This window comes from Roseomonas sp. USHLN139 (genome assembly GCF_037145735.1).
Classification (GTDB): domain Bacteria; phylum Pseudomonadota; class Alphaproteobacteria; order Acetobacterales; family Acetobacteraceae; genus Pseudoroseomonas.
The window spans coordinates 645,666-667,718 of sequence record NZ_JBBCWY010000001.1 but is presented as its reverse complement, the minus strand read 5'-3'; the positions used below and the strand labels follow the sequence as shown (position 1 = coordinate 667,718).

General features: G+C 73.6%; 28 protein-coding genes and 1 tRNA gene. 12 read left to right on the top strand and 17 right to left on the bottom strand.

Annotation, left to right across the window (positions count from 1 at the left end; translation table 11 throughout):
• Position 1: 1 nt before the first annotated feature.
• The 5 genes from thpR to WFI16_RS03070 all read left to right on the top strand — a co-directional run bounded on the left by thpR (position 2) and on the right by WFI16_RS03070 (position 3,089).
• The gene (gene thpR / locus WFI16_RS03090) at positions 2 to 586 is read left to right on the top strand and encodes an RNA 2',3'-cyclic phosphodiesterase (RefSeq protein WP_419896325.1); all 585 of its coding nucleotides are present in this window, start codon (positions 2 to 4) and stop codon (positions 584 to 586) included.
• A gap of 66 nt (positions 587 to 652) precedes the next feature.
• Positions 653 to 1,072, top strand: coding sequence for a hypothetical protein (locus WFI16_RS03085; protein ID WP_419896324.1), 420 nt, complete (start codon positions 653 to 655; stop codon positions 1,070 to 1,072).
• A gap of 79 nt (positions 1,073 to 1,151) precedes the next feature.
• On the top strand, positions 1,152 to 1,652 hold the full coding sequence (locus tag WFI16_RS03080) for a copper chaperone PCu(A)C (protein ID WP_419896323.1): 501 nt from the start codon (positions 1,152 to 1,154) through the stop codon (positions 1,650 to 1,652).
• Between the two features lie 109 nt (positions 1,653 to 1,761).
• A complete protein-coding gene (locus tag WFI16_RS03075) occupies positions 1,762 to 2,478 on the top strand; it encodes an NAD-dependent deacylase (protein ID WP_419896322.1) in 717 nt (238 codons plus the stop codon).
• Positions 2,469 to 3,089: a uracil-DNA glycosylase family protein gene (locus WFI16_RS03070; protein ID WP_419896321.1), complete on the top strand. Its 621-nt coding sequence runs from the start codon at positions 2,469 to 2,471 to the stop codon at positions 3,087 to 3,089. The genes WFI16_RS03075 and WFI16_RS03070 overlap by 10 nt, the downstream gene beginning before the upstream one ends.
• A 4-nt stretch (positions 3,090 to 3,093) precedes the next feature.
• On the opposite strand, the gene WFI16_RS03065 is transcribed toward WFI16_RS03070, so the two are convergent.
• The 9 genes from WFI16_RS03065 to WFI16_RS03025 all read right to left on the bottom strand — a co-directional run bounded on the left by WFI16_RS03065 (position 3,094) and on the right by WFI16_RS03025 (position 9,843).
• Positions 3,094 to 3,486 (bottom strand): metallopeptidase family protein, encoded by a 393-nt coding sequence (locus tag WFI16_RS03065; RefSeq protein WP_419896320.1) that lies wholly within the window; start codon positions 3,484 to 3,486, stop codon positions 3,094 to 3,096.
• Positions 3,487 to 3,524: 38 nt separating this feature from the next.
• The gene (gene mscL / locus WFI16_RS03060; RefSeq protein ID WP_419896319.1) at positions 3,525 to 4,037 is read right to left on the bottom strand and encodes a large-conductance mechanosensitive channel protein MscL; all 513 of its coding nucleotides are present in this window, start codon (positions 4,035 to 4,037) and stop codon (positions 3,525 to 3,527) included.
• A gap of 258 nt (positions 4,038 to 4,295) precedes the next feature.
• Positions 4,296 to 4,784, bottom strand: a complete 489-nt coding sequence (locus WFI16_RS03055; RefSeq protein WP_419896318.1) for a hypothetical protein — start codon at positions 4,782 to 4,784, stop codon at positions 4,296 to 4,298.
• Between the two features lie 256 nt (positions 4,785 to 5,040).
• A complete protein-coding gene (locus WFI16_RS03050) occupies positions 5,041 to 5,478 on the bottom strand; it encodes a CBS domain-containing protein (protein ID WP_419896317.1) in 438 nt (145 codons plus the stop codon).
• 123 nt (positions 5,479 to 5,601) lie between these two features.
• Positions 5,602 to 6,318, bottom strand: coding sequence for a S1 family peptidase (locus tag WFI16_RS03045; protein ID WP_419896316.1), 717 nt, complete (start codon positions 6,316 to 6,318; stop codon positions 5,602 to 5,604).
• A 147-nt stretch (positions 6,319 to 6,465) separates the two neighbouring features.
• Positions 6,466 to 6,723, bottom strand: coding sequence for a hypothetical protein (locus WFI16_RS03040; RefSeq protein ID WP_419896315.1), 258 nt, complete (start codon positions 6,721 to 6,723; stop codon positions 6,466 to 6,468).
• 177 nt (positions 6,724 to 6,900) lie between these two features.
• Positions 6,901 to 7,785, bottom strand: a complete 885-nt coding sequence (locus WFI16_RS03035) for a CDP-alcohol phosphatidyltransferase family protein (RefSeq protein ID WP_419896314.1) — start codon at positions 7,783 to 7,785, stop codon at positions 6,901 to 6,903.
• On the bottom strand, positions 7,785 to 8,519 hold the full coding sequence (locus WFI16_RS03030) for a phosphatidylserine decarboxylase (RefSeq protein WP_419896313.1): 735 nt from the start codon (positions 8,517 to 8,519) through the stop codon (positions 7,785 to 7,787). Before WFI16_RS03030 ends, WFI16_RS03035 begins: the two co-directional genes overlap by 1 nt.
• A gap of 103 nt (positions 8,520 to 8,622) precedes the next feature.
• Positions 8,623 to 9,843, bottom strand: a complete 1,221-nt coding sequence (locus WFI16_RS03025; RefSeq protein ID WP_419896312.1) for a LysM peptidoglycan-binding domain-containing protein — start codon at positions 9,841 to 9,843, stop codon at positions 8,623 to 8,625.
• A gap of 129 nt (positions 9,844 to 9,972) precedes the next feature.
• Here WFI16_RS03025 and WFI16_RS03020 point away from each other — a divergent pair, with 129 nt between their 5' ends.
• Positions 9,973 to 10,629: a cytochrome b/b6 domain-containing protein gene (locus WFI16_RS03020; RefSeq protein WP_419896311.1), complete on the top strand. Its 657-nt coding sequence runs from the start codon at positions 9,973 to 9,975 to the stop codon at positions 10,627 to 10,629.
• Between the two features lie 64 nt (positions 10,630 to 10,693).
• On the opposite strand, the gene WFI16_RS03015 is transcribed toward WFI16_RS03020, so the two are convergent.
• Positions 10,694 to 11,182: a c-type cytochrome gene (locus tag WFI16_RS03015; protein WP_419896310.1), complete on the bottom strand. Its 489-nt coding sequence runs from the start codon at positions 11,180 to 11,182 to the stop codon at positions 10,694 to 10,696.
• Between the two features lie 271 nt (positions 11,183 to 11,453).
• On the opposite strand from WFI16_RS03015, the gene WFI16_RS03010 reads away from it, so the two are divergent.
• Both WFI16_RS03010 and WFI16_RS03005 read left to right on the top strand, forming a co-directional pair.
• Positions 11,454 to 11,530 (top strand) — tRNA-Pro (locus WFI16_RS03010).
• 194 nt (positions 11,531 to 11,724) lie between these two features.
• Complete coding sequence (locus WFI16_RS03005) at positions 11,725 to 12,474, top strand: TorF family putative porin (protein ID WP_419896309.1); 750 nt, start codon at positions 11,725 to 11,727, stop codon at positions 12,472 to 12,474.
• A 33-nt stretch (positions 12,475 to 12,507) separates the two neighbouring features.
• Here WFI16_RS03005 and WFI16_RS03000 read toward each other — a convergent pair whose 3' ends face one another.
• Entirely contained in the window at positions 12,508 to 12,696 is a 189-nt protein-coding gene (locus tag WFI16_RS03000; RefSeq protein ID WP_419896308.1) for a DUF2842 domain-containing protein, read from the bottom strand.
• Positions 12,697 to 12,948: 252 nt separating this feature from the next.
• Here WFI16_RS03000 and WFI16_RS02995 point away from each other — a divergent pair, with 252 nt between their 5' ends.
• Positions 12,949 to 13,515, top strand: a complete 567-nt coding sequence (locus WFI16_RS02995; protein ID WP_419896307.1) for an adenine phosphoribosyltransferase — start codon at positions 12,949 to 12,951, stop codon at positions 13,513 to 13,515.
• A 75-nt stretch (positions 13,516 to 13,590) separates the two neighbouring features.
• Positions 13,591 to 14,604: a hypothetical protein gene (locus WFI16_RS02990; RefSeq protein ID WP_419896306.1), complete on the top strand. Its 1,014-nt coding sequence runs from the start codon at positions 13,591 to 13,593 to the stop codon at positions 14,602 to 14,604.
• Positions 14,605 to 14,655: 51 nt separating this feature from the next.
• On the opposite strand, the gene WFI16_RS02985 is transcribed toward WFI16_RS02990, so the two are convergent.
• The 4 genes from WFI16_RS02985 to WFI16_RS02970 all read right to left on the bottom strand — a co-directional run bounded on the left by WFI16_RS02985 (position 14,656) and on the right by WFI16_RS02970 (position 18,540).
• Complete coding sequence (locus WFI16_RS02985) at positions 14,656 to 15,030, bottom strand: flagellar biosynthesis regulator FlaF (protein WP_419896305.1); 375 nt, start codon at positions 15,028 to 15,030, stop codon at positions 14,656 to 14,658.
• 11 nt (positions 15,031 to 15,041) lie between these two features.
• Complete coding sequence (locus WFI16_RS02980) at positions 15,042 to 15,515, bottom strand: flagellar biosynthesis repressor FlbT (RefSeq protein ID WP_419896304.1); 474 nt, start codon at positions 15,513 to 15,515, stop codon at positions 15,042 to 15,044.
• A 179-nt stretch (positions 15,516 to 15,694) separates the two neighbouring features.
• Entirely contained in the window at positions 15,695 to 16,864 is a 1,170-nt protein-coding gene (locus WFI16_RS02975) for a class I SAM-dependent DNA methyltransferase (protein ID WP_419897139.1), read from the bottom strand.
• A 5-nt stretch (positions 16,865 to 16,869) separates the two neighbouring features.
• Positions 16,870 to 18,540, bottom strand: coding sequence for a formate--tetrahydrofolate ligase (locus WFI16_RS02970; RefSeq protein ID WP_419896303.1), 1,671 nt, complete (start codon positions 18,538 to 18,540; stop codon positions 16,870 to 16,872).
• A 150-nt stretch (positions 18,541 to 18,690) separates the two neighbouring features.
• On the opposite strand from WFI16_RS02970, the gene WFI16_RS02965 reads away from it, so the two are divergent.
• Entirely contained in the window at positions 18,691 to 19,671 is a 981-nt protein-coding gene (locus WFI16_RS02965) for a Bug family tripartite tricarboxylate transporter substrate binding protein (RefSeq protein WP_419896302.1), read from the top strand.
• A gap of 142 nt (positions 19,672 to 19,813) precedes the next feature.
• Positions 19,814 to 20,458 carry an OmpW/AlkL family protein gene (locus WFI16_RS02960; RefSeq protein ID WP_419896301.1) on the top strand — a complete coding sequence of 215 codons (645 nt, stop codon included), beginning with the start codon at positions 19,814 to 19,816 and terminating at the stop codon, positions 20,456 to 20,458.
• Between the two features lie 88 nt (positions 20,459 to 20,546).
• On the opposite strand, the gene WFI16_RS02955 is transcribed toward WFI16_RS02960, so the two are convergent.
• On the bottom strand, positions 20,547 to 21,155 hold the full coding sequence (locus WFI16_RS02955) for a hypothetical protein (RefSeq protein WP_419896300.1): 609 nt from the start codon (positions 21,153 to 21,155) through the stop codon (positions 20,547 to 20,549).
• A gap of 276 nt (positions 21,156 to 21,431) precedes the next feature.
• Complete coding sequence (locus WFI16_RS02950) at positions 21,432 to 22,040, bottom strand: hypothetical protein (protein WP_419896299.1); 609 nt, start codon at positions 22,038 to 22,040, stop codon at positions 21,432 to 21,434.
• Between the last annotated feature and the right edge of the window lie 13 nt (positions 22,041 to 22,053).

Below are 22,053 nucleotides of genomic sequence, written 5' to 3'. Positions count from 1 at the left end.
CATGCCACGCCTGTTCGTCGCCCTGGCCCTGCCCGATCCCCTGCGGGAACAGCTGGCGGATCTCGCCGGCGGCATTCCCGGCGCACGCTGGGTCGCGCCTGAGAACTACCACCTGACGCTGCGCTTCATCGGCGAGATCGAAGGCTGGCAGGCCGACGAGGTCGACGAGGCGCTGGCCGGCCTGCGCGCCAAGCCCTTCGCGCTGTCGCTGGCCGGGCTCGACATCTTCGAGAAGGCCGGGCGGATCACCTCGCTGCACCTCAAGGTCGAGCGCAGCGAGCGGCTGCTGCACCTGCAATCCAAGGTGGAGACGGCGCTGCAGCGCGCCGGCCTGCCGCCGGAGCGGCGCCGCTTCGCCCCGCATGTGACGCTGGCGCGCACGGAGCGGGCGGCGCCGGACAAGCTGATCAGCTTCGTCCAGGCGCACAACCTGTTCCGCACCGAGCCGGTGCCGATCGACCATTTCTCGCTGTTCTCCTCCCGCCTCGGCAAGGAGCAGGCGCATTACGAGGCGGAGGTCGACTATCCGCTGGCGCGGCCGCCCAGCGGCGCCGAGGGCCTGCCGGCGGGGGCTGCCGGCCTCTGAGGCCGCGCGGCCGGACCGGATGCCCGCTTTCCAGCCGGGGCATCCTGGTCTAGGCCAGCGCCCGTGATGCGGCGACATCCCTGGCGCCTCCTGCTGCTGAGCCTTTTCGCGCTGACGCTGCTCGGGCAGAGCGTCGCGGCGCCGGCGCATTGCCTGCGCCTGGCGCGGCCGGCCGGCGCCGTCGCGGGCTTCGCGGCGGAGGTGGCGCAAGGCTGGGCGCGGCTTGGCATCGCCCTGCCGATCTGCACCCCGGACGGCCTGCGCGGCGACGCCGGCGACACGCCCGCCCCGGCGGAGCATGGCGAGCCCGGCTTCTGCGCGGCGGCCCAGTCCCTGCCGCAGGCCTGGCTGCCCGATCCGCCGCGGCTGCCGCTGCCGCGCTGGCAGCTCGCCGCCGGCGCCCGCCCCCCGGCCCCGCCCGGCCTGCCGGCTGCCGCCGGCCGCGTCGCCGCCTTCGCCGCCCGTGCCCCGCCCATGGCCGTCTGAGATCGATCCCGCCGTTACGTTTCTTTTCCATTCACGGCCGCGCTGCTGCCTGCCGCGGCCCTCCCAGGACGTCCAGACCATGGCCCTCTCCCGCCGCCCGCTGCTCGGCATGCTTGCCGGCGCCGCCCTCCTCCCGCTGCTGCCGCGCGCCGCGGCCGCGCATGGCTATACCGTCGGCGACATCGCCATCGGCCATCCCTGGAGCCGCGCCGCGCCGCCGCGTGGCACCGGCGCCGGCTTCATGACGCTGAAGAACACCGGCAGCACGCCCGACCGCCTGGTCGCCGCCCGCGCCGCCATCGTCCGCGCGGTGGAGATCCACAGCCATGTCCGCGACGGCGACGTGATGCGCATGCGCGAGGTCGAGGGCGGCGTCGAGATCGCCCCCGGCGCCGAGATCGCCTTCACCCCCGGCAGCTACCACCTGATGCTGATCGGGCTGAAGGAGGCGCTGGTGCAGGGGCAGCGCGTGCCCGTCACCCTGGTCTTCGCCCGCGGTGGCGAGGTCACGGTGGAGCTGGCCGTCGAGGCCGCGGGCTACCGCCCCGCCGGCGGCGCGGCCGGCGGCCACCACCACTGACCGGTCGCCGGACCGCCCTGCACGGCAGGGCGGTCCGGCTTCCCCGCGGCTCCCCTGCAACTCCCCGGCGGCTTGACCGCGCCCGGCCCGGCCCGCGATCCTGCCGGCCATGTCCGCCCCACCCCTGATCGTGCTGACCGGTGCCGGCATCTCCGCCGAATCCGGCCTGGCCACCTTCCGCGACAAGAACGGCCTCTGGGAGCGCCACCGCGTCGAGGAACTCGCGACGCCGGAGGCCTTCGCCGCCGACCCTGTCCTGGTGCACCGCTTCTACAATGCCCGCCGCGCCCAGCTGGCCGATCCGGCGATCCGGCCCAATGCCGCGCACCTGGCGCTGGCGCGGCTCTTCGCCGCCTGGCCGGCGCCGGCGCTGCTGGTGACGCAGAATGTCGACGACCTGCACGACCGGGCGATGCCCGGCTCGCCGGCGCTGCTGCACCTGCATGGCGAGCTCGGCCGGATCCGCTGCACCGCCTGCGGGCGGCAGCAGGCCTGGCGCGGCGACCTCTCGGTCGAGACCCCCTGCCCGGCCTGCGCCGTGACCGGCCGGCTGCGGCCTGACATCGTCTGGTTCGGCGAGACGCCGCGCGGGCTGGCGCGCATCGAGCAGGCGATGGCGGGCTGCCGGCTGTTCCTGTCGATCGGCACCTCCGGCCAGGTCTATCCGGCGGCCGGCTTCGTCGCCGCGCTGCGCGGCCGGGCCGAGCGGATCGAGCTGAACCTGGAGCCCAGCCTGGGCAGCCATCTGTTCGACGAGAGCCGCCAGGGACCGGCGACGGCGCTGGTGCCGGCGATGGTCGAGGAACTGCTGGCCCGATGGGCCTGACGCCGGCGGCGGCGCTGGCCGAGGCCGCCGCGGCGGCACGCGCCTGCCGGCTCTGCGCGCCGCATCTGCCGCTGGGGCCGCGGCCGATCTTCCAGCTGGACCCGCGGGCGCGGCTGCTGCTGGTCAGCCAGGCGCCGGGCACCCAGGCGCATCACAGCGGCATTCCCTGGAATGACAAGGCGGGCGACAGGCTGCGCAACTGGCTCGGGCTGGACCGCGACGCCTTCTACGGGCCGGCGCTGGCGATCCTGCCGATGGGGCTGTGCTATCCGGGCCGGCTGCCGCGCGGCGGCGACGCGCCGCCCCGACCGGAATGCGCGCCGCTCTGGCATCCGCGCCTGGCGCCGCCGCTGCGGGAGATCCGGCTGACCCTGCTGCTGGGCCGCCATGCCATTGCCAGCCGGCTCGGCCCGGCGGCGGCGCGGGACCTGACCGGCACGGTGCAGGACCATGCGGCGCTGCGGCGCCGCGGCTTCTTCGCCCTGCCGCATCCCTCCTGGCGGACGCGGGTCTGGGCCGCGGCGCGGCCCTGGTTCGAGGCGGAGGCGCTGCCGGCGCTGCGCGAAGCTGTGGCGGCGGCGCTCGATCCCCCGGACGGGCCGGCGGCCTGACGCCTCAGCCCTCGTCCTCGAGCCGCGCGATATCGTCGTCGCTGAAGCCGAAATGATGCGCGATCTCGTGGATCAGCACATTGCGGACCAGGCGGAACAGGTCCTCGCCGGTCTCGATCCATTCCACCAGGATCGGCTCGCGGTAGAGGAAGATCATGTCGGGCTCGGCGGCGACGCCGAGCACGCTCTTCTCGGTCAGCGGCGTGCCGCGGTAGAGGCCGGTCAACTCCCAGGGGTGCTGCAGGTCGAGCGCTTCCAGCGTGGCCTCGTCGGGCACTTCCTCGACCAGGATGGCGGTGCCGCGCACCGCCTCCCGCAGCTGTTCCGGGATCGCCGCGAAGGCGGTCTCCGCCAGTTCCTGCAGATCCTCGACGGTAGGGGGATGGTTGAAGCGCATCTCGGCCCTCTATCAGACCCTTCGCCCGGCCGCGAGCCTCAGCGCGGCGGCAGGCTGGACGGCGGCAGGGTGGGCGGCGGCGCGGCCGGCGGGGTTGCCGGCGTGGCCGGGCGGCCGTCGCGCAGCAGGTCGCGGATCTCGGCCAGCAGCTTCTCCTGCGCGCTGGGGCCGGCGGCCTGGGCCCTGGCATGCAGCCGCAGCTTGGTCAGCACCCGCAGCAGCCAGAAGATCGCCATGGCGACGATCAGGAAGCTGATGATGGCATTGATGAACTTGCCCACCGCCAGCACCGCGGCGCCGCCCTGGCGCGTCGCCTCCAGCGAGGGGCCGCGCTCGCCGCTCAGCACCACGAAGACATTGGAGAAATCGACGCCGCCGATCAGCAGGCCGATCACCGGGTTGATCAGGTCCTGCACCAGCGAGTTGACGATGCCGGTGAAGGCCGCGCCGATCACGATACCCACCGCCAGATCCACCACGCTGCCGCGCATGATGAAGGCCTGGAACTCGGTCAGCCAGGCGGGGCGGGTGACGTGGATCGGAGGCTTCATCGCGGGTTTTCCTCAGCTTCTGCCAGAATAAGGGTCGGACCTTTGCTGGCGGGCCGCCCCGGGCCCGAAGCCGGGGAAACCTGCTGGCAAGGCCAAGTGGTCTCGCCGGGAGACAAGGCTGCAGCCTGCCCCGCTAACGACGTCGATGCCAGGCGGTTGCCGTCCGCACCACGGCAAGGCGGTGCAGAGCGGCCAGGCGGACGCCAGGCGCGAGCCCCGCGTCGGTCAAAGGCCTGCAGATGAGGCCCCCGTGCCGTGTTACGGCATGCTGCGCGGCGCTGGGTTGACCGGGGTCGGCGCGGTGCCGCCAGCCGGCCCGGTCATCGGGCTGCTGCCCATGGGGTTGGGGCTGGCGGGCGTGCCGCCCTGCTCGACCACCATGCCGCCGCCCATATAGGCGCCGTCGCTGTTGCTGCGGGCGCTGGCGCGGGTGGCGCTCGACCGGGTGGTGGCGCTGCGGCGGCCGGCACGCTGGTTGTCGTCCAGCGGGGTGCGGACCTCCGGGTTGCGCCAGACCGGCTTGCCCAGGTTCACGTCGGAGGGCGAGGTGGTGTAGCCGGTCACCGCGCCGGCGCCGCCGCCGACCACCGCGCCAACGGCCGCGCCCACCGGCCCACCGAAGGCGCCGACGCCGGCGCCGGTGGCGGCGCCCGCGGCCGCGCCACCCTGGACGCGATCGCGTTCATTGGTGCCGCAGGCCGCCAGGGCCAGGGACAGCGCCGCGGCGCCGAGAATCTGCAGTCGCATGCTGGTCACTCCCTATGACTGGTGCGCAATGAACGCGACCGAGGCCACAAGGTTGTGCTGGCGCTCGGCCGGAGGGCAGGAAATTTCGGCCATGAATCGGAAAGGCAGGGGAGAGGCCGGGGCCAGGGACCGAGCCGGTCGAGCCGCTGCAGCGGAAGCACGCCTCAAGCGGCGCCAAGAGGCCGCATCGGGGCCGGCGCCCGCGATCCTCCGGCCAAGCGGATCGGGGCGGCATGCCGCGCCCCGCGGCAAAGCCTCACCCGGTCGAGGTGACGAATTCGCGCAGCGCCTGCGCCTCCTGCTCGGCCTCGGCGATGCGGGCCTTCACCAGGTCGCCGATCGAGATCATGCCGGCCAGGCCGCCGCCCTGCTCGAGCACCGGCAGGTGGCGGACGCGGCGATCGGTCATCATCGCCAGCGCCTCGCCGATCTGGGTGGTGGGGGTGATGGTGTGCAGCACCCGCGTCATCAGCTGCTGCGCCTGCAGCGCGGTGCTGGTGGCGCCCTGGCTGGCCAGGGCGCGGACGATGTCGCGCTCCGAGACGATGCCCAGCACCTGGCCGCCGGCATCGCGCACCAGCACGGCGCCGATGCGGTGCTGCGCCAGGGTGCGGGCCACCGCCACCGCATCGTCGGCGGGGCCGACGGAGACGACCTGCGAGCCCTTGCTGTTCAGGATTCTGGCGATGGTCATGAACACGCCTCCCTGTGCGGGAGAAGCGGCCGGCAGCCGCTTCACGCCCTGGTTGATTGCGGTGAAGCCTGCGTGACGGCGCCGTAAGAAGTCCAGCCTAATCGCCGCTGCCGCGGTGCCGCATCACGCCGCTTTGCGGCCCTCCAGCAGCCGCGCCGCCTCGGCCTGGGCGCGGTGGATGGAGAGCACGAAGACCTGCCGGTCGCGGCGCAGCATCCCGTCCAGGTCGGCCCCGGTCAGCAGCGCCAGCAGCGCCGCCCGGCCGCCCTCCGGCAGGGCGGCGGTCAGGCCCAGCAGGCGGCCCTGGCGGTCGACGACCGGGCCGCCGGAATAGCCCATCAGCGCCGGCAGCCGGGCGGTAAAGCCGCGGCCATAGCCGGGCATCTCGGCATCCGGCGCCTCGACCCGGCCAGCGGCGATGGCGGCGCCGAAGCCGGGGGCGCCGGCGGCCCAGACCGCCTCGCCGGCACTCGGCAGCGGGCCGGGCCTGACCGGCGGGGCGTCGAGGAAGCCGGGGGCGACGCGCAGCACCGCCAGGTCCATGCGCGCGCTGCGCCCGACCAGCGTGGCCGCCGCCTCGGCACCGTCGCCACGGCGCAGCGAGAAGCCCTGCTCCTGGCGGCCCAGCACATGGGCGCAGGTCAGCACGGCATCGCTGCCGAAGCCCACGGCGCTGCCGCGCGCGGCACCCTCCTGCTGCAGCACGGCGAAGCCGGTGGCGGCAATGCGCTCGGCCGGGGTGCCGCGGGCCTCCCATGCCGCCGGGCCAGCGCAGGCCGAGAGCAGCGCCCCTGCCCCGCCCACCAGCCAGGCCCGCCGTCCGATGGCCGCACCCCGCATTTCCGCATCCCTCTCCCGGCACGGCGGCAATGCCCGGACCTTCCGGTCTCGCCGTCGAACTCACGTTACGGAGAGGAGATTTACCGAGTGCTGAATCCGCGTGCCGCCAAGACCGGCCCGGCGCCGGCACTCAGAAGCGCAGGCCGGTCAGAAGCGCAGGCCGGCGAGCAGCAGCATCACCGCGATGACGATCAGCGCCAGGACGAGATCCAGGCCCAGGCCGCGCGGCGCCGGAGCGGGCGGCACCGGCAGGACGGGCGGCGGCTGCCAGCGTGGCAGCGGCCCGGTGTCATTGGCCGGCGGTGGCGGCGGGCCGTAGCCGAGCGCCACCCGTTCCAGCCCCGGCAGGCTGTTGCGGCGCCAGACGACGCGCAGGCCGCGCCGGGGACGGCCCGGGTCAGGCATCGCCGGCCACAAGCAGGCCACGACCGGGCCCTGCACGGTCAGGCAGATCTCGCTGCAAGGCCTCCGGCCGGTCCACCGCCTGCTTCCCCTCGGCCGCCGGCAGCTCCGCGCGGCCGCGTCCGAGCATAGACGGTTCGGCGGCGCGGCGCAGCGGTCCGCGGCGCCGCACCGGTCACGTCAGGCGGCGGGCGGCGGCTCGGCCGGGGTCGCGGCCACCGGCTCGATCATGGCTTCCGCCTCGCGCTTCAGCCGGATGTAGGAGCGCAGCGAGAAGGGCAGCATCGAGACATAGATCAGCCCGGCCGCGGCCAGCGCCGCCCAGGGCTCGCTGACCAGCAGCGCGGCATAGGCACCGACCGAGAGCAGCAGCGGCAGGATGTATTCGCGCCGCACCTTGAAGTTCTTGAAGGACCAGGTCGGGAAGGTGCTGACCAGCATCAGCGCGGTGCCGATCAGCACGCCGCCGACGAAGAGCGGGTGGCGCACCGCGCCCGCCAGCCCGTCCCAGCCCCAGCCGGAGAAGGCCAGCGAGGCGAAGATCGGGAACATCCCGAGCAGCGCCCCGGCCGGCGCCGGGACGCCGGTGAAGAAGCTCTGCGCATAGGCCGGCTTCGGCGCCGGGCCGGTCAGCGGCACCGGGCCGGCATCCAGCGTGGCGTTGAAGCGGGCCAGACGCAGCGACATGCAGACCGCGAACATGACGCAGGGCACGAAGCCGAGGCCCCGGTAGTCATGCATGGTCCAGAGATACAAGATCATCGCCGGGGCGACGCCGAACGACAGGAAGTCGGCCAGGCTGTCGAACTCGGCGCCGAAGCGGCTGGTGGCCTTCAGCAGCCGCGCCAGCCGGCCGTCCAGCCCGTCGATGGCGCCGGCCAGGATGATCAGGCCGGCCGCCGGCTCCCACCGGGCCTCCAGCGCGAAGCGCATCGCCATCAACCCGGCGCAGAGGCCGAGCAGCGTCATGATGTTGGGGATCAGCCGGTTGAAGGACTGGCCCTGGAAGCGCGGACGCTGGCGCGCGGCGAAGCGGAAGCGGCGGGGGCGCGGCGGGCGCTGCATCAGGCGGGCTCGCCGGGCATGACGAAGCGGGCGGCGGGCGGCGGCTCGGGCGGCGGGGTCAGGTCGGCGATGACGGTCTCGCCGCCGATCATGGTCTGGCCCTCGACCACCAGCGGGCGGACGCCCTCGGGCAGATAGAGGTCGGTGCGGCTGCCGAAGCGGATGATGCCGAAGCGCTCGCCGACGCGCAGCTGGTCGCCCTCGCGCACGTCGCAGAGGATGCGCCGCGCGATCAGCCCGGCGATCTGCACCACGGCGATCTCGCGCCCGTCGGGCAGGCGCATGGCCAGCGCGTTGCGCTCGTTGTCGGTGCTGGCCTTGTCCATGTTGGCGCTGAGGAACTTGCCGTGATGGTAGGCGATGCGGGTGACGGTCGCGGTGCAGGGGCTGCGGTTCACGTGCACGTCGAGCACGGAGAGGAAGATCGCCACCCGCCAGCGCGGCGCGTCGCCGAGGCCGAGCTCGGCCGGCGGCACGGCGGGGCGGATGCTGACCACATGGCCGTCGGCCGGGGCCACGAAGACCGGCCGGTCCGGCACCACCCGTTCCGGATCCCGGAAGAAGTAGAGGCAGAACAGGGTGAAGCCGAGGCCCAGCCAGAACAGCCAGGAGCCGCCGACCAGACCGCCGCCGAGGAGACCGACCACGGCCACCGCCGCGCCGCCGATGATGAAGGGCCGGCCCGCCGGATGCGGCGGGGCCAGGACCATGCGAAGGCTTTCGAGGAGCGCCATGATGCCTGCGGTTATGGTCTGTCGCGGGGCGGCAAACAACCCTGACGCGCGCTACCGGCCGGCCGGCGGCAGGAAGGCGGGCGGTTTCCGCCGGGGGATGACGTCAGCTGGGCGGCAGGACGAAGACCTGTCCGGGATAGATCCGCGTCGGGTCGCGGATCTGGTCGCGGTTGGCGCGGTAGATGACGGTGTAGCGCATGCCGCGGCCATAGCTGGCGCGGGCGATGCGCCACAGGCTGTTGCCGGGCTGCACGGTGACGCGGCCCTCGGCGGCCACCGTCTGGCGGGCCTCGCGCTGGAACGGCAGCTCGAGCCGCGCCGTCACCTGGCCGCGCGGGCCGATCTGGTCCAGGCGCAGCGTGTGCAGGCCCGGCTGCGGCTGGGCGGCCTCGGCGGGCGTCAGGCTCCAGCGGCCGTCCGGATCGGCGGCGGCGTCGCCCGCATGCGCCTGGTCGACATAGAGCCGCACCACGGCGCCCGGCGGGGCGGCGCCGGCGAAGCGCATGTCGCCATCATCCTCGTAGTCGACGACATCGAGCCCGAGGCCGCGCCGGGCGGGCGCCGCGGCGGCCGGCGCGCCATTGCTGGCGACCGGGCGCGGCAGCGGCATCTCGCCCTGCAGCAGGCGCGGGGCGGCCGTCGCGCCCGGGGCGGGCAGCAGCACGGCGACCGGACCGGGGGCGGGATCGGCAGCGGGATCGGGGGCAGGACCGGCGGCGGGCGGGGGGACCGGCGGCGCGGCGGCGGCGATGGCGGCCGGCCGGGCGGGCCCGGTATCCGGCACCACGGCGGCCGGCGCCGCGGTGTCCGGCACCACGACGACCACCGTGTCGCGGCCGCGCCGCTCGCCCTCGGGCGTGCGGGCATTGAGGGAGAGCTCATGCGCGCCGGGGCGCAGCGGCTCGGCCGGCAGGATCACCCATTCGCCGCGCGAATCGGCGCGCGCGCGGCCGAGCTCCTGGCTGCCATCCTGCAGCGAGACCTCGGCGCCGGGGCTGGCGCGGCCGGCGACCACGGCGCTGCCGCGGGCGCCGATGCGGGCGACGTCGAAGCTGGGTTCCACGGCGCGCGCGGTCGCGGCGGCGGCCGGCGCCCCGGCCGCGGCGCTGGCCGCCTGGGAGGTCGCCGGAGGGGCCGCTGCCGCCGGGGCGGCGGCGGCAGCGGGCGGCGCCACCGTCGAGGGCGCCCGGACCGTCGGCGGCAGGGGCTGCGGCGCCGCGCCCGGGGTGGTGCCCCCGGCGGTCAGCCACCAGGCGGTGCTGCCGATGGCGGCAAGGCCGCCCGCGACGGAAAGCACCGCCAATCCCATGCGTTTACGGTCCATCATGGATTCGTAACTAGGCGCGGTGGCCCCCGCAGGACAAGAGCGGTTTCACGGCGCGGCGAAAGCGCTTGCCGAGTGTGTCCCGTCGGCCTCTGATCGGGCGCGGGATCACGAGGACGGAGCGGCGGGATGGCCCTGGTGAAGGTCAAGGTCTGGGATGGCTGGGTGCGCGCCGGCCACTGGCTGGTGGCCGGGCTGATCGGCCTGTCCTGGTGGAGCGCCGAGACCGGGCGGATGGAGCTGCATGTCACCAGCGGCTACCTGGTCCTGTCCTGGCTGCTGTTCCGCCTCGCCTGGGGCTTCCTCGGTTCCGAGACGGCGCGCTTCGGCCGCTTCCTGCGCTCGCCGGCAGCCGCCCTCGGGCATCTGCGGCATCTGTTCCGGCGCGAGCCGGACCGCGAGATCGGCCACAATGCCGCCGGCGGCTGGATGGTGCTGGCGCTGCTGGCGGCGCTGCTGCTGCAGGCGGGCAGCGGCCTCTTCGCCGATGACGACATCCTCACCCGCGGCCCGCTGGCCGGCTTCGTCTCGGGCGAGACCAGCTATTTCCTGACCACGCTGCATGGCTGGAACTTCAACCTGATCCTGGCGCTGGTCGGGCTGCACGTAGCGGCGGTGCTGCTCTACGCCCTGGCCAAGCGGCAGGACCTGGTGCGGCCGATGGTGACCGGCAACAAGCGCCTGCCGGAAGGCACCGCCGCGCCGCGCTTCGCCCCGCTCTGGCGCGGCGCCCTGTTCGCTGGCCTCGCGGCGGCGATCGTCTGGGGGGTGTCGCGGCTGGGCTGAGCCTGGCCGGCGACGGGGGAGGACACCGCCCTTCCCCGCCCCCCACCCCCCGGTCCGGCGGCGGTCAGCGGCCGCGATAGCCGCGGTGGCAGGTGCCGCAGCTGGCGCCGAGCTCGCGAAAGGCGCCCGCCGCCGCGCTGGTGTCGCCGCCGGCCATCGCCTGCTGCAGCTTCGCCGCCGCCGCCGCAGCGCCGCCGGCCGCCGCCTCGAAGCCGGCGCGGTCGGACCAGATCGCCGGCAGGGCGCGGGTCTCGCCCTGGTCGCTGCCGGGCGGGAACAGGGCCGGCACGCCGGTGAAGAAGGCCTGCATGTCGGCGGCGCGGCCAGCCTCGGCGCGCAGCCCGGCCGGATTGTCCAGCAGCGCCTTGATCGCCTCCAGATGGCCGCCCATCCGCTTGAAGCCGGCCTTGCGCTCGGCGATCGGGTCAGCCTGGGCCTGAGCCTGGGCGGGCTGCGGCAGGGCGGCCGGCAGCACGGTCGCCAGCGCCAGGGCGCCGGCCAGCGCGCATCGGGCCAGGGACCGCCTGGCCGGCAGGATTCGGGTCATCCGCATTCTTCCGCATTCTCCAGCGTCTGCCGGGCGCCGGCAGGGGCGCCCGGACGCCCGGGCGACGCCATCCCAGGGGCAGGAGGCAGGCGGCCGCGCGTGCCGCGATAAGATCATGCGCCGCGCCGCTTGGCAGCCGGTTTTCGCGGCATCTCCTTGCGGGCGCGGAATTCTTCAAAGAAAAGCGCAGGGGCGCCCTTGCCGACCCTCTCAGGCGGGGTTATACGCCCGGCCCAGCCCAAGGGGATCACCCCCGAGGGCGGATCGGCCGGGACGACGGAGCGTAGCTCAGCCTGGTAGAGCACTGTGTTCGGGACGCAGGGGCCGGAGGTTCGAATCCTCTCGCTCCGACCAACTGAACCGGCCGGTTCCGAAAACCCCGCCGCCCTCACGGGCCGGCGGGGTTTTTCCGTTCAGGGGCCCCAGGCGGACGGCGCTTCGCCAAAAATTGCCGCGGCCAGGCCGGGTCGTTGGTTTCTTGCACAGATCTTGCTTCGCGACCGGTCACCAGCGGCGGCACGAGGCCGACGGCTGGAGGGAACCCCGCCATGAAGCCATCTCTGGTCCTTGCTTCTGCCCTGTCCTTGAGCATTCTGCCGCTGGCCCTGCCCGCCGCGGCGCAGACCACGATCGACAGCCTGGCCACGACCGTGACCGTGACGCCCGCCGTCGGCACCGACTACCTGTTCCGCGGCATCAGCCAGACCCGCAACCGGCCGGCCATCCAGCTGACGCTCGACGCGCAGCATGAGAGCGGCCTCTATATCGGCGCCTTCGGCAGCAACGTGACCTTCCCCGGCAGCAATGCCCGGCAGGAGCTCGACCTGCTGGCCGGCTATCGCTTCGAGGTGGCGGGCGCCAGCATCGACCTGGGCGGCGTCTACTACACCTATCCCGGCTATGACGCGCCGACCGGCGGCTATGACTACAACTACGTCGAGGCCATCGCCAAGGCGAGCTACACCCTCGACCCGGTGAAGCTGGTCGCCACCGCCGCCTGGTCGCCGAACTTCTATTACGAGAGCGGCTCGGCCATCTATCTCGAGGGCGGCGCCGACGTCACCCTGCCCTTCGGCTTCACCCTGGCCGGCCGCTACGGCTACCAGTGGATCGACCGCAACACCCGCTACGGCGCGCCGGACTATGCCAACTGGTCGGTGGCGGTGTCGCGCGAGATCGTCGGCGGCTTCACCCTGACGGTCGGCTACTACGACACCGACCTGTCGAAGAGCGAATGCTTCGCCGGCACCAAGCTGTGCGATTCCCGCGCCATGGCGACGCTGAGCCGCGCCTTCTGATCGGGGGCGGCGGGGGATCCGGGAAGGGTCCCCCTATTTCCCGGCGGCCCAGAACATCAGCCGCCGGATCGGGAAGGCCCAGGCGATCCCGGCCGTGACGAAGAAGGGAATCTGCAGCGCCCAATGCCACTGCTGCACATGGTCGCCCAGCCAGAGCACGGCCCAGAGATAGAGGCTGAGGCCGACCAGGGCGGCGAGGAGGGCGATCCACTTGCGCGACATGGGCCGAGCCTGTCGCATGGCCCGCCGCTTTCGCCAAGCCGCCGCGTGGCGGAGTTGCGTTGCAGCGCGGCGCCGGGACGCCTAGTGTCCGCCCGAACCCGCCCCCGCGCCTCCACGCCCGGCGCCCGCGCCAGCGTGCCCGACCCCGTGGGACTGACCCCGTGGGACCGACCCTGTGGGACCGGCCCCCTGGACCGACCCCCTGGGACCGACCCCGTGGGACCGACCCGCCGACCTGACCGAAAGACCACGATGCCCGGCCAGCCCTCTGTTGCGTCCCCTGCTCCCGCCGCCAATGCCGCCTTCGACCTGAAGGCGCATATCCGCGGCATCCCGGATTTCCCGAAGCCGGGCATCCTGTTCTACGACATCTCCACCCTGCTGCGGCACGGCCCGGCCTGGAAGGCGGCGATGGACCTGCTGGCCGAGCGCATCCGCCCGGCCCGGCCGACCCTGCTGGCCGGCATCGAGAGCCGCGGCTTCCTGATGGCGGCGCCGATGGCGCTGGAGCTCGGCCTCGGCTTCATCATGCTGCGCAAGCCGCGCAAGCTGCCCGGCGCCACCATCGGCTATGACTACGACCTCGAATACGGCACCGACCGCATCGAGATGCAGGCCGATGCGGTGAAGCCCGGCGACCGCGTCGTGCTGCTGGACGACCTGCTGGCCACCGGCGGCACCATGGCGGCGGGCGTCACCCTGCTGCGCCAGGCCGGGGCCGAGGTGCCGATGGTCGCGACGCTGATCGAGCTGACCTTCCTGAACGGCCGCGCCCGGATCGATGCGCCGGTCGAAACCCTTGTCGCCTACGACGACTGAGCGAGAGGGGGCGGGAATGACCGGCGCGGCCTGCGCTGCCTTTTTCCCGCCGCGGCGCCCTGGCATGACACCGGCATGACGCCGCTTTCCCGCCGCGCCCTGGCGCTCGGCACGCTGGCCAGCCTGGGGCTGCCGCGCGCCGCAGCGGCGCAGGCGCCCGCCTTTGCCACCGCCCCGCCGCTGCCGGACAGCGCCACCCTGCTGCTGCCCGGTCCCGAGGGCGGGCCCGCCGCGGTCTGGGCACGCAGCCTGGCCGCCGGGCTGGTGCGCGGCCTGCCGCATGCCGTCGCCCTGCGCACCACCGTGCTAGGCGGGCCGGACGGCGTCACCGCGGCCAACCGCTTCGCGACCCTGGAGGCCGGCGACGGGCGCACCCTGCTGGTGCTGCCGGGGCTGGCGGCGCATGCCCGCCTGGTCGGCGAAAGCCGCGCGCAATACGAGCCGGAAGCCTGGCTGCCGCTCTGCGTCGCCTGGCAGGGCGCGGTGCTGGCCGGGCGCGGCGTCTTCATCCCGCCGCGCGCCGCGCAGCCGCTGCGGCTGGCGCTCGCCGGGCCCGAATCGCCGGAGGCGGCGGCGCTGCTGGCGCTCGACCTGCTGGGCTTCCCGGCGGTGCCGGTCTTCGGCCTCTCGGGCACCGCCGCCGCCGCCGCCATCGGCCGTGGCGAGGCCGATGCCCTGGTGATGGCCGATCCGACGCCGCAGACCCGCGTCCGGCAGTTCGGGCTGACCCCCTGGCTGGAGCTCGACACCCCGGCCCGGCGCGACCATCCCGAGCTGCTGCCGGCCAGCAGCGCCGCGACGCGCCCGGCGGCGCTGGCCGCCGCCCAGGCCGGCTTCGCCGCGCTGCGGCTGCGCGCCGCGCTGATGCTGCCCGGGCTGACGCCGGCGGATTCGGTGGCCGCCTGGCGCCGCGCCGCGCTGCGCTGGCAGGAAGAGGAAGAGAAGACCCCGCAGGCCGAGGGCGCCGCCTCCCCGGCCCTGGTCGGCGCCGAGGCGCGGGCGATCATGGCCGCGCTCTGCCCGGCGTCGGATGCGGTGCTGGCCTATCGCGAATGGCTGCTGCGCCGCCTCGCCTGGCAGCCCAGCTGATTTTTTCCAGGGCCGCCCTCCGGTGTCGGGCGGCGGGGGGGGGCGCCAGCCTCAGTTCAGGTCGGTCAGGCCGGCCTGCAGCGTCTCGGCGATGCCGAGCATCAGCCCGAGGTCGGGCGCGGGCTTGCCCAGCTCGACCAGCATCGCCAGCGCCAGCCGGGCGACGCCCTGGCGCAGGCTGTCGGGCAGCGGCCCCTCGGCGCCGCAGGCCAGCAGCACGGCGCGCCACAGGGCGCCGGCCCGCGCCAGCGCGGCCGCCGGGTCGGGGTGGCGGCCGTCGCGCAGCACGCGCAGTTCCTCCGCCAGATCGGCGAAGGCCGCGGCCTCGGCGGCACGGGCGGAGAGCGGCGTGGCGGTGCCACCAGCCGTGCCGGCCCCCGCCGCCGCGGCGCCCACCAGCAAAGACGGATCGCCATGCGTCGCCATGGCGGCAGGCCTCAGGCGACCGCGCCGGAGGCGGCGCCGGGGCCGGCCGCCGCGACGCCGGCCGGGTCGGGCGCCGCCGCCGGCAGGCCGCCGGCGCTGCGCAGCACCGCATCCTCGTGCTGCATGATGCGGCGGACCAGCTTCAGCGCCTGGTAGCATTCATCCTGCTCGGCCAGGGTCAGGGCGGAATCCAGCGCCTCCCGCACCATGGCGGAGGTGGTGACCTCCTGGAACTCGGCGATCAGGTCGCGGGCGAGCTCCAGGCCGCGCTCGCGCTCCTCCTCATTGCCGATATAGGCGGTCTGGATGGCGAAATAGATCCGCCGGGCCGGGGTGGTGGCCAGTTCCGGCGTCATGATCTGCTTGCCGAAGAGGAAGCGGGCCCGGCTGGTCAGCTCGATGCGCGCCCGGTTGCGGAAGCGCAGCGGCGCCCCGTTGACCACCAGCAGGTCCCCCTGCCGCAATTCCAGCACCAGTGTCGACACCGTCTTGCATCCTTCGGAAACCCGGTCGCCCGAACGAAAAGCTTCGCCGAAACTCCGGTCCGAAGCCTTTCTCCCGGCTCCAGATTCCGCGCTGGCCTCGTCAATCTGAGGTGCTTTTCTTTAACAACACATAAATAGGTGGCGTGACCGCGGCAAAAAATTGCATTCCGCGTAAGGTGTTACGCGGCGCGCCGCAGCACCATCAGCAGGCCATCGACCGGGGCCCCGCGCTCCTCGCGCAGCACGGCGCGGCGTTCGGCCAGCGGCACCAGCCCGGCCGCGGCGCAGAGCGGCGCCAGGGCGGCCGGCGCATGGCGGTAGCGCAGCCCCTCGCCCAGCGCGAAGGGCGCGACCGTGCCCAGCTCCAGGCTGAAGGCGGCGAGGCCGCCGGGCTTCAGGGCGCCGGCGATGGCGGCCAGCGCCCCGTCCAGCGCGCCCAGGTAGTTCAGCACATCGGCCGCCGCGACTAGGTCGAAGCGCGCCGGATGGGCGGGCAGGAAGTCGAGCAGGTCGGCCTCGTGCAGCGCGTCGTAGCCGCCTGCCTCGGCGGCCGCGGCCAGCATGCGCGGCGACAGGTCGAGCCCCTCCAGCCGCCGCGCGAAAGGCGCCAGGGCGCGGCCCGACAGGCCGGTGCCGCAGCCGAGATCGAGCACGTCGAGGCTGCGGTCCGCCGCCACCCCGGCCTCGCGCAGAAGGTCAGCGAGCGCGGCCGGCGTGCGGTAGCCGAGCTTCCCGGTCAGCTCCTCCTCGAAGCGTGGCGCATACTGGTCGAAGAGGTCGCGCACATAGCCGGCCGGCGCGCGGTCGGGCGCCGCCGCGGCGCCGAGGGCGGCCAGCAGGAAGCGCGCCTGCTCGGCATATTCCGGGTCACGGGCGGCGGCCTCGGCGGCGGCACGGGCTTCCGGCAGGGCGCCGGCCTCGCGGCAGGCATGGGCCAGGGCCAGTTGCGCCGCGGCATCGGGGCGCAGCTTCACCGCGCGGCGCAGCGGCGCCAGCGCCGCCCGCGCCTGGCCCAGCCCGCAGAGCGCCTGGCCCAGGTTGCGCAGGCTGAGCGCGTCATCCGGGCGCTGCGCCGTGGCCTGGCGAAGGAGAGAAACCGCCTCCTCCAGCGCGCCGGTCTCGGCCAGCAGCGCGCCGAGCGAGGCCTGGAAGACCGGCGCCCCCGGCCGCAGCGCGAGCGCCCGCCGGACCAACGGGACGGCAACCGAAAGAAAACCCTGTTGGCGCTTGAGGGTGCCGAGCAGGTTCAGCGCATTGGGCTCGTCCGGCTCCTGCGCCAGGATGCGGGCATAGAGCGCCTCGGCCGCCGGCAGGTCGCCGGCGGCGTGCAGCGCGCTCGCCCGCTGCAGCAGGCTCAGAACAGGCCCTCGATGCGGCCCTCGGCGTCGAGGCCGATGGATTCGGCGGCCGGGCGGCGCGGCAGGCCGGGCATGGTCATGACATCGCCGGCGATCGCCACGACGAAGCCGGCGCCGGCCGAGAGCCGCACCTCGCGCAGCGGCAGCACATGGCCCTCCGGCGCGCCCATCAGCGTCGGGTCGGCGCTGAAGGAATACTGCGTCTTGGCGATGCAGACCGGGACATGGCCGAAGCCGGCCTCCTCGAATTTCTTCAGTTTCGCCGCGACGGGCGGGGGAATCGACACCCCGGCGGCATGGTAGATCTCGCGCGCCACGGTCTCGATCTTGCCGGTCAGCGACAGGTGATCGTTGTAGAGCGGCTCGAACTTCGCGGCCCCGGAAGCGATGATCCGCTTCACCGCATGGGCGAGTTCCTCCGCGCCGGTCGCGCCATCGGCCCAATGGGTGCAGAGGATGGCTTCGGTGCCGAGCTTCGCCATCGCGGCACGGACGGCCGCGACTTCCGCGTCGGTGTCGGAGGTGAACTTGTTCAGGGCCACGACGACAGGCAGGCCGAACTTCTGCATGTTCTGCACATGGCGGGCGAGGTTGGCGATGCCGCGCTCGACGGCGGCGACATCCTCGGTGCCGAGCGCCGACTTGGCGACGCCGCCATGCAGCTTCAGCGCGCGGACCGTCGCGACCACGACGCAGGCCGAGGGGGCGAGGCCGGCCGAGCGGCACTTGATGTCCAGGAACTTCTCGGCGCCGAGATCGGCGCCGAAGCCGGCCTCGGTGACCACGACATCGGCCAGCTGCAGCGCCAGCCGCGTCGCCATGACGCTGTTGCAGCCATGCGCGATGTTGGCGAAGGGCCCGCCATGGACGAGCGCCGGCGAGCCTTCCAGCGTCTGCACCAGGTTGGGCGACAGCGCGTCGCGCAGCAGGGCGGCCATGGCGCCATCGGCCTTCAGGTCGCGTGCGGTGATGCTGCGGCCGTCGCGCGACTGCGCCACGATGATGCGGCCCAGCCGCTCCTGCAGATCGGCCAGATCCTTCGACAGGCAGAAGACGGCCATCACCTCGGAGGCGACGGTGATGTCGAAGCCGTCCTCGCGCGGGAAGCCGTTGGCAACGCCGCCGAGCGCCGCATTCACGCTGCGCAGCGCGCGGTCGTTCATGTCGATGGCGCGGCGCCAGGAGATGCGGCGGGCATCGATGCCCAGCTCGTTGCCCCAGTAGATGTGGTTGTCGATCATCGCCGCCAGCAGGTTGTTGGCGGCGGTGATGGCGTGGAAGTCGCCGGTGAAGTGGAGGTTGATCTCCTCCATCGGCAGCACCTGGGCATAGCCGCCGCCGGTGGCGCCGCCCTTGACCCCGAAGCAGGGGCCGAGCGAGGGCTCGCGCAGCGCGATCATGGCGCGCGTGCCGATGCGGTTCAGCGCGTCGCCCAGGCCGACGGTCGTGGTGGTCTTGCCCTCGCCGGCGGCGGTCGGGTTGATGCCGGTGACCAGGACCAGGGCGCCCTGCCTGTTGCCCTCCTGCGCGCGCAGGAAGTCGAGGCCGATCTTGGCCTTGTAGCGGCCATAGGGCTCGAGCGCCTCGGCCGGGATGCCGGCGCGGGAGGCGATCTCCTGGATCGGTAGCAGCTTGGCCGCGCGCGCGATGTCGAGGTCGGTCGCCATGGTCTCACCCTGTTGGTCGCCGCCCGGCTTATCGTCCCCCGGCGAGAGCGGCAAGACAGGGCCGGCGGCGCGGCCGGCATGGATTGAAAGCCACCTCCCGTCCATGTCATGTTATCGGACAAGTATAAGAATGTTCGGGAGAGAAGTCCGATGAACCGTCGTCCTTTGCTGGGCGCCGCCGCGCTCGCGCTGATTCCGGGGGCGCGTGGCGCGCTGGCGCAACCGGCCGTGTGGCCGAGCCGCCCCGTCACCATGCTGGTGCCCTTCGTCGCCGGCGGGCCCAGCGACATCGTCGCCCGGGCGATCGCGACCCGGATGAGCCAGACCATCGGCCAGACGGTGGTGGCCGAGAACCGGGCCGGCGCCAATGGCGAGATCGCCGGCCGCGTGCTGGCGCGGGCCGAGCCGGACGGGCAGACGCTGATGGTCGGCTCGATCGGCGTCTATGCCATCAATGCCGCGCTGCGCCCCGACCTCGGCTACGACCCGGTCAAGGATTTCGCGCCGATCACCCTGGCGGTGACGACGCCCAACGTGCTGGTGATCAATCCGGAGCGGGTGCCGGCCACCGACACGGCCGGGCTGATCGCCTGGCTGAAGGCCAATCCGGGCAAGGCCAGCTATTCGACCAGCGGCGTCGGCTCCTCGGACCAGATGACGGCCGAGCTGTTCAAGCAGCGGGTCGGCGTCGACGTGGCGCATGTCCCCTATCGCGGCGGGGCGGCGGCGGCGACCGACCTGATCGCCGGCAATGTGCAGATGTCGTTCCAGAATCTCGGCACGGTGGCCGCGCATATCCAGTCGGGCCGGCTGAAGGCGCTGATGGTGACCGATGCGCAGCGGCATCCGATCCTGCCCGAGGTGCCGACCTCGGCCGAGGCGGGGCTGTCCGACTTCGTGGTGACCAGCTGGCAGGCGGTGATGGCGCCGGCCGGCATGCCGCCCGCGCTGCAGGCGAAGATCCACGCCGCCGTCGCCGAGGCGCTGCAGCATCCGGAGGTGAAGCCGCGGCTGGAGCAGATCGGCTTCACCATCGTGGCGAACACGCCGGAGGCCTATGCCCGCTTCCAGCAGGCGGAGATCGCGCGCTGGCGGCAGGTGATCCAGGTCGCCGGCATCAAGCCCGAATGATGTATTCGTTTCTTGTGAAATAGAAAAAAGAAGGGGCCCGGGAAATTCTTTCCCCGGCCTTGCTTCCGAATGATCCAGATCAAGGTCTCGTCTTGCCGGCGGCGGTAGACCCCCTTCCACGTTGAAAGGAAGGTTTGCGGTCGTGAAGAAGACGGTTTGTGGCGCCCTGGCAGTCCTGGCGATGGCGGCGGCGCCGGCGATGGCGCAGGAGCCGCTGCGTGGCAAGCAGGCGGGCGACATCGTGGTGGGGTTCGGCGCCATCGGCGTGCTGCCGCAGAGCGGCGGCCGGGTGGATGCGATCGGCGGCAAGCCGGATGCGTCGAACACGGTGACCCCGCAGCTCGACGTCACCTATTTCGTCACGCCCAATATCGCGCTGAACCTGATCGCGGCGACGTCGCGGCATGACGTGCGGGTGCGCGGCTCGGCGCTGGGCGATGTCGATCTGGGGCGGGTCTGGGCGCTGCCGCCGACCCTGACCCTGCAGTACCATCCGCTGCCGCAGTCGCGGGTCAGCCCCTATGTGGGCGCCGGCATCAACTACACGCTGTTCTACAACGAGGGCGGCGGGCGGACGCCGCCGGTGACCAAGGTCGATGTGGAGAACAGCTGGGGCTGGGCGCTGAACATGGGCGTCGACTACGAGGTGAGCCCGAGCTGGGGCATCAATTTCGACGTCAAGAAGCTGTTCCTGCGGCCCGACGTCTCGGTCAATGGCGGCGCCATCGGGGCGCGGGCGGATCTGGATCCCTGGATCGTGGGTGCCGCGGTCCGCTACCGCTTCTGAGCCTCGCCCTTCCCCTGGGAAGGCCAACCGCCCCGGCCGGATCGGCCGGGGCTTTTTTTTGCCGGGGCGGCGTCGCCGGCCGGGCGGCTCAGCCCAGCCAGGCCATGCGGATGACGCGCCAGGCGCCGTCGCGCCAGGCCAGGTCCAGCCCCAGGCTGCCGGCGCCCTCGCGCGGGGCGAGCTCCAGCCGGGCGCTGTAGAGGCCGGTGAGCTGCCGCTGCCGCAGCCGCTCCAGCGGGACGACCGTGGCGTCGCGCAGCAGCGGCGCCGGCGCCTGGCGCGCCTCGACGACGCGCCGCAGGGCCTCGGGGTCCTGCCAGCCGGCCGAGAGCTCCTCCGACAGCATGGCCATGTAGCGGGAGGCGTCGCCGCCTTCCGGCGCGGCGCGGCGCGGCTCGGCGGCGATGCGGAAGCCGGGCGCGAGGGGCAGCCCGGCCAGCAGCTCGGCGGGGCTGTTGTTCAGCACCAGCCCGGCGAAGGCGGCGACCGGCCGGGCCGGACCGGCCAGCAGCAGGAGGCCGAGCAGTGGCAGCAGCAGCAGGAGCGCTGCGATCCGCCCTGGCCGGCCGGTCCGGCGCGCCGGGCCGGCATGGATCGGGTCGGGCACCGACTCGGGGCTGGCAGAAGGGCGGTTCCGGGCCTCGTAGGCATCCCAGACTTCGTCCCAGCAATCGGCGGCACGACCGGCTTGTCGCATGAAATTATCCAGGCCCTCGGCTTGTCTCACGCGGTGAGAATTACCCGATGAGAGGTAAGCGCCTGGTTAAAAGGCCACACGGATTCGTGAGCGAAAGAAGCAGGCGCTCAAGAATCCTCGCAGGGATGTGCAGCACAGCCGCGCGAGGCCGAGCGCTCAGAAATCTTCTTTTTACAAACGGATAGAAGGGGAAAAAGGCTCCCGCCCTCCCCTGGCGCCGCCTTCCGGCCGGCCAGGGAAGCCCGCGAAAATTGTCGGGAGCAGGCGCCCGCGCGATCAGGCGAAGGGGGCGAGGCCCCGCTCCAGCGCGCCGAGCGCCGCGGCGAAGGCGTCGGTCATCGCCGCCGCCAGCACCTCGGGGCCGCGCGGGCCGGGCGGGATCGGCGCGGTGCCGGTTACCGCCAGCTGGGTCACCAGGGTCGGCCCCCCCTCGCCTTCCCGCAGCAGCACGGCGGAGAGGCCGGCGCGCGCCTGGCCGCTGCCGAGATCGGCCAGCAGCGCGGTCAGCTCGGTCTCCAGCACCAGATCGGCGCGCGCCCGCGTGCCCGGCGCGACCACGGCGCCGAACAGCCCGCCGGCGGAGAGCCAGCGGCGCAGCGCCTCCTCCGCCAGCTCGGCCGGCGGGGCGCTCCATTCGGCGTAGTAGTCGAGCGATTCGGTGCCATCGGCGCGCAGGCTGCGCAACCCGCGGCTGTCCTGGCCGGGGGCCGCGCGCATCAGCCGCACCAGCAGCACGCGGCGGCGGCCGCTGCGCGGCGGCATCGGCGCCGCCGGATCGCGGCCGGGGACCAGCGGGAAGCGGCGCACCTCGACATAGGGGCGGTCGGGCAGGACGCTGCAGGCGGCCAGCGCCGGCAGGGCCAGCAGAGCGAAGCGGCGGTTCATGGGACGAGCCCTC

What these genes read in the sequence shown, in the direction of transcription:
- WFI16_RS02950 (WP_419896299.1), bottom strand. Translation starts at nt 22,040, where the DNA reads ATGAACCGCCGCTTCGCTCTGCTGGCCCTGCCGGCGCTGGCCGCCTGC.
- WFI16_RS02990 (WP_419896306.1), top strand. Translation starts at nt 13,591, where the DNA reads ATGACGCCGCTTTCCCGCCGCGCCCTGGCGCTCGGCACGCTGGCCAGC.
- WFI16_RS03040 (WP_419896315.1), bottom strand. Translation starts at nt 6,723, where the DNA reads ATGCCTGACCCGGGCCGTCCCCGGCGCGGCCTGCGCGTCGTCTGGCGC.
- WFI16_RS03080 (WP_419896323.1), top strand. Translation starts at nt 1,152, where the DNA reads ATGGCCCTCTCCCGCCGCCCGCTGCTCGGCATGCTTGCCGGCGCCGCC.
- WFI16_RS02985 (WP_419896305.1), bottom strand. Translation starts at nt 15,030, where the DNA reads ATGGCGACGCATGGCGATCCGTCTTTGCTGGTGGGCGCCGCGGCGGCG.
- WFI16_RS03020 (WP_419896311.1), top strand. Translation starts at nt 9,973, where the DNA reads ATGGCCCTGGTGAAGGTCAAGGTCTGGGATGGCTGGGTGCGCGCCGGC.
- WFI16_RS03005 (WP_419896309.1), top strand. Translation starts at nt 11,725, where the DNA reads ATGAAGCCATCTCTGGTCCTTGCTTCTGCCCTGTCCTTGAGCATTCTG.
- WFI16_RS02965 (WP_419896302.1), top strand. Translation starts at nt 18,691, where the DNA reads ATGAACCGTCGTCCTTTGCTGGGCGCCGCCGCGCTCGCGCTGATTCCG.
- WFI16_RS02995 (WP_419896307.1), top strand. Translation starts at nt 12,949, where the DNA reads ATGCCCGGCCAGCCCTCTGTTGCGTCCCCTGCTCCCGCCGCCAATGCC.
- WFI16_RS03085 (WP_419896324.1), top strand. Translation starts at nt 653, where the DNA reads ATGCGGCGACATCCCTGGCGCCTCCTGCTGCTGAGCCTTTTCGCGCTG.
- WFI16_RS03045 (WP_419896316.1), bottom strand. Translation starts at nt 6,318, where the DNA reads ATGCGGGGTGCGGCCATCGGACGGCGGGCCTGGCTGGTGGGCGGGGCA.
- WFI16_RS03015 (WP_419896310.1), bottom strand. Translation starts at nt 11,182, where the DNA reads ATGCGGATGACCCGAATCCTGCCGGCCAGGCGGTCCCTGGCCCGATGC.
- WFI16_RS02970 (WP_419896303.1), bottom strand. Translation starts at nt 18,540, where the DNA reads ATGGCGACCGACCTCGACATCGCGCGCGCGGCCAAGCTGCTACCGATC.
- WFI16_RS03035 (WP_419896314.1), bottom strand. Translation starts at nt 7,785, where the DNA reads ATGCAGCGCCCGCCGCGCCCCCGCCGCTTCCGCTTCGCCGCGCGCCAG.
- mscL (WP_419896319.1), bottom strand. Translation starts at nt 4,037, where the DNA reads ATGAAGCCTCCGATCCACGTCACCCGCCCCGCCTGGCTGACCGAGTTC.
- WFI16_RS03055 (WP_419896318.1), bottom strand. Translation starts at nt 4,784, where the DNA reads ATGCGACTGCAGATTCTCGGCGCCGCGGCGCTGTCCCTGGCCCTGGCG.
- WFI16_RS03070 (WP_419896321.1), top strand. Translation starts at nt 2,469, where the DNA reads ATGGGCCTGACGCCGGCGGCGGCGCTGGCCGAGGCCGCCGCGGCGGCA.
- WFI16_RS03000 (WP_419896308.1), bottom strand. Translation starts at nt 12,696, where the DNA reads ATGTCGCGCAAGTGGATCGCCCTCCTCGCCGCCCTGGTCGGCCTCAGC.
- WFI16_RS03050 (WP_419896317.1), bottom strand. Translation starts at nt 5,478, where the DNA reads ATGACCATCGCCAGAATCCTGAACAGCAAGGGCTCGCAGGTCGTCTCC.
- WFI16_RS03075 (WP_419896322.1), top strand. Translation starts at nt 1,762, where the DNA reads ATGTCCGCCCCACCCCTGATCGTGCTGACCGGTGCCGGCATCTCCGCC.
- WFI16_RS03065 (WP_419896320.1), bottom strand. Translation starts at nt 3,486, where the DNA reads ATGCGCTTCAACCATCCCCCTACCGTCGAGGATCTGCAGGAACTGGCG.
- thpR (WP_419896325.1), top strand. Translation starts at nt 2, where the DNA reads ATGCCACGCCTGTTCGTCGCCCTGGCCCTGCCCGATCCCCTGCGGGAA.
- WFI16_RS03030 (WP_419896313.1), bottom strand. Translation starts at nt 8,519, where the DNA reads ATGGCGCTCCTCGAAAGCCTTCGCATGGTCCTGGCCCCGCCGCATCCG.
- WFI16_RS03025 (WP_419896312.1), bottom strand. Translation starts at nt 9,843, where the DNA reads ATGGACCGTAAACGCATGGGATTGGCGGTGCTTTCCGTCGCGGGCGGC.
- WFI16_RS02955 (WP_419896300.1), bottom strand. Translation starts at nt 21,155, where the DNA reads ATGCGACAAGCCGGTCGTGCCGCCGATTGCTGGGACGAAGTCTGGGAT.